Here is a 3,412-nt window from a genome sequence, read left to right as displayed (position 1 = left end):
GCGAGTTCACGGATCGCCTCCAGCGCATCTTCCAGATCCGGCACTTCGACGCCTGGCTCACGCCCGGCGTGATCACATTCTTCCAGTAACAACAGATCTTCATAGTTTTCATTTGTCATTAATCGCCGTCTGGCACGCGCTCCAATGGTTCCCGCTCGGATCGCATGCGCTTCCATATGATGTTCAATCAGCCAGGCCGTTCGTTCTGTGATAAAACTTTCCAGAGCCTGCAGACCGGCTTCCACATGGTTCTGGTTATCGATGGCTTTCCCCACATCATGCAGCAGGGCAGCCAGCTGGAATTCTTCATCGTATGGCAGTTCGTCACACGCCAGATCATAAACCTGCAAACTGTGATATAACGCATCACCTTCCGGATGGTACTTTTTGGATTGTTTGACACCCGCTAAAGGCAACAGCAGCATGCGATAAATCTGAAATCGGTCCACGCTTTCTTCCACCTCTGCCAACTGTTGATCCAGGTCGATCGCCGGGTATTCCTTCGCGAGCAGTTGTTCAAATTCCGGAAGTGTCGCGCGTTCGATCCGTTTTCCAGTGATCGAACATTTAAACCCGTAACTGGAGCGTTCTGTGGGATAAAGTGTCAATTCCACAGAATATTCGTCCTGCACATGGATATGCGTAAAAACCCGTTCTTCACCATGTTTTTTAACAGTTTTATGCTCGACGCGATAGTCAATGCCTTCTTCATCCAGTTGCGCAGTCACCGCCTCGCAACTGTGAGAGAAAACATGAATATCAATATCCGAGCCTCGGCGGATGTGGCCTGTTAAGGTGCTGCCGATAAGCTTCGGACGAAAGGCTTTCAACAACCGCATAAAACGTAACGCCTGCATGCGCATGGAAAGCAGATTCCCGGTGCGACTGTCGCCTTCAAATGTGCAGGCAAACCGCTGGATTTCGTCTCGTATTTCACGATTACTGGGCAGTTCGGAAGGTTTCACCCAGCCCTGACAGACTTTTCGGGCTGCCTTCATTTTGGCCCGATAATACTCAGACTCCTGGCGGGAATACATCAGTCGTGCCGCTTCGAATATGATCTGGCGGCGCAATTTGCTGGCGTTCATTCAAAAATCGGTGAACTTTCTCACCGTCGAATCGAAGAAAGGAAAACGAAGCTTGTTCCATAGACAACCATGAGCTGAAGCTCATCCGAATTCTAACGTCTTCAGCCTGGAAATCAATTCCTGTCTGCTTCCAGTTCTGCTATTTCGCTTCTGCCACCTGTTTCTGTTTCCATTCGTTATACAGAATACTGCTGCGAAAACGACTGTATCCGGGACCGGCTCCCACACTCGCTGGTTGAGATCCTAAATCATATTGCCGGGCGGCTACCTTGGAATCTTCGGACAGTTCCCAATCTTCAGGTTTATACCGGTGATTAAACGACGTATTCGCACGACGCGATGTAAAAGCAAGCGTCTCCTGTAACGACGTATCATCTGTATTCCCCCAGAAGCGGCTCCAGCTTTTCACATCTGTCACATTCGCTTCCGCTTTGCCTCCCAGTCCCAGCCATTTCCCGACGTCATACACATTCCCGTCGCCAGCAAAAGAACGATTCTCTTTTGATGACTTCGAAGACAACATGGAGAGACCCAGATTTTCGACTTTATAGGCGGTATGGTCACTCTTCACATTGATGTCTTTAACGAATCGCTCGAAATCAAAGGCGTCTACCCCCTGAATCGTGCAGTGAGAAAGATTGAGATTAATACTTCCACCGGCGGTTGGCCCGGAACTTTTAAGAATCGAGATAATTTTCTTCGAAAACAATACGGAATCATCGATGGTCAAAGTCTGCTTTCCCGTGCCTTCGATTTCAAAGACAGCCCGTCCTCCTACGAAAAAACAGTTGGTAACCGAAGAATCGGTGGGCTTTAACAATTGAACAGCCGCCATGCCTTTATTGTTCTGTTCTGAGATGGAACAGTTCAGCATTCGCAGGTTGCCGCCATTGACGACAATCGCCGCCCAGGGGACATCTTTACCCACTTCCGGAGGATCAAACTCGAACGCGATGCCTTCCAGATCCAGCGTGCCCTTCGAAACACGTAAAATGTGACGCACATTCGCATCACGCTCAGGACGAGCCCGCAATCCCAGTGTGTTGCGTCCTCTGCCATAAACGAAAACCGGTGCATAACCGAAGCCCGCTTCGATGCTCAAATTTTTATCAATTTCCACGTGTGGTATTGGGAAAGGACCGTCACCATTCACCCGGATCAGATCGCCGGCTTTCGCCGCTTCCACTGCATCTTCGAACGTCGAATATTGTGGTTTTTTCTCTTGAGTGAAAATCTGAAATTTCTTTTCCGGCTCCCCGTTTAACATACGCGAAATATCACTGCCCAGATTCGCTTTTCGCAGGAACAGAATCGCAAAAGACGTATCTGCCAGTTTCCCGCGCGAATCTTCCCAGCTCCCGTCTTCCTTTTGTGTTTTGATCAGTACATTGGCGCCTTTGGAAAACCACTCCGTATCGCCGAGCTTCTCGAGTCCCAGCAGCACTCCCACACGTTCCGTCGACCAGAGAAAATAGCGGGCTGAAGATGCACTGATTCCCGCTGCATATTTTCCGGCCATTTCCAGCCCTTTGGAAAAGATGGGATCGGAGATCAAAGTGTCCCCCTCCTTTTTCTCGTCTGTTTCTTTTGTGGCTCCCGCTTCTTCTTTTGCGGCTCCCGCTTCCTTCTCTTGATCCTGTTGAATTGACCTGATTTTTGCGGCGCGGGCCACGGTCAGACAAAACAAACCTGCTAGAGTCATAGCATTGCTGGAAGGTTCTTTCATCTCTTCTGTCGGTAGTCTATAAGACCAGCCACCATCTTCGTTCTGCGTCTCAACGAATCGTCTGGCAACCCCGATCATCGATTCATCGATATCGATATTGGAGCGGGAGGCGGTCCACAAACCCAAAACCGCAAACTGCGTACAGCTGTTATCGCCGGGCGAAGTTCCCAGTTTGGGACGCGCTCTGGGATTACTGAGTGTACTCGGTGATGCCAGCGGACAAGTGTAGCTCCAGCCTCCGGTTGTCGACTGACCGGCAATCAGGCGCGCAGCATATTTTCGAATCATCGCTTTGTCTTCCCGGTCACCGATTCGGGAAAGCAATAAAGTGGCCAGCGCAAGATCGTAGGTCGATTTGAGTTTCTCTGACTCTTTCAGGACGAACAGTCTGCCTTTCTGAATCAGAGGATCATTGACCGGGACGCCGTTTTCGAGCAAAGCAAGCGTACAGAGAGCCGTAATCCCCACCGGATGCCCTTCGTATTCCCAGCTCCCATCATCTTTCTGCTGGGATTTCAGGAACTCGATGCCTTTTAAACGGGACGCTGTCACTTCCTGGTCGGTCTGGGCATGTACACCAGAGGTAAACACTACCACA

The 3,412-nt window shown here is 50.1% G+C and carries 2 protein-coding genes; both read right to left on the bottom strand.

All coding sequences use genetic code 11. The features are described from left to right. A partial coding sequence (locus Q0294_RS03910) for an HD domain-containing protein (protein WP_299461127.1) occupies nucleotides 1-1,088 on the bottom strand: 1,088 nt, incomplete at its 3' end. 139 nt (nucleotides 1,089-1,227) lie between these two features. Next, on the bottom strand, nucleotides 1,228-3,412 hold a 2,185-nt coding region (locus Q0294_RS03905), incomplete at its 5' end, for a prenyltransferase/squalene oxidase repeat-containing protein (protein ID WP_299461125.1).

This window comes from uncultured Gimesia sp. (assembly GCF_937919775.1).
Lineage (GTDB): Bacteria > Planctomycetota > Planctomycetia > Planctomycetales > Planctomycetaceae > Gimesia.
Note: the sequence above shows the minus strand (reverse complement) of the source record. Positions and strands in the feature narration are given on the sequence as shown.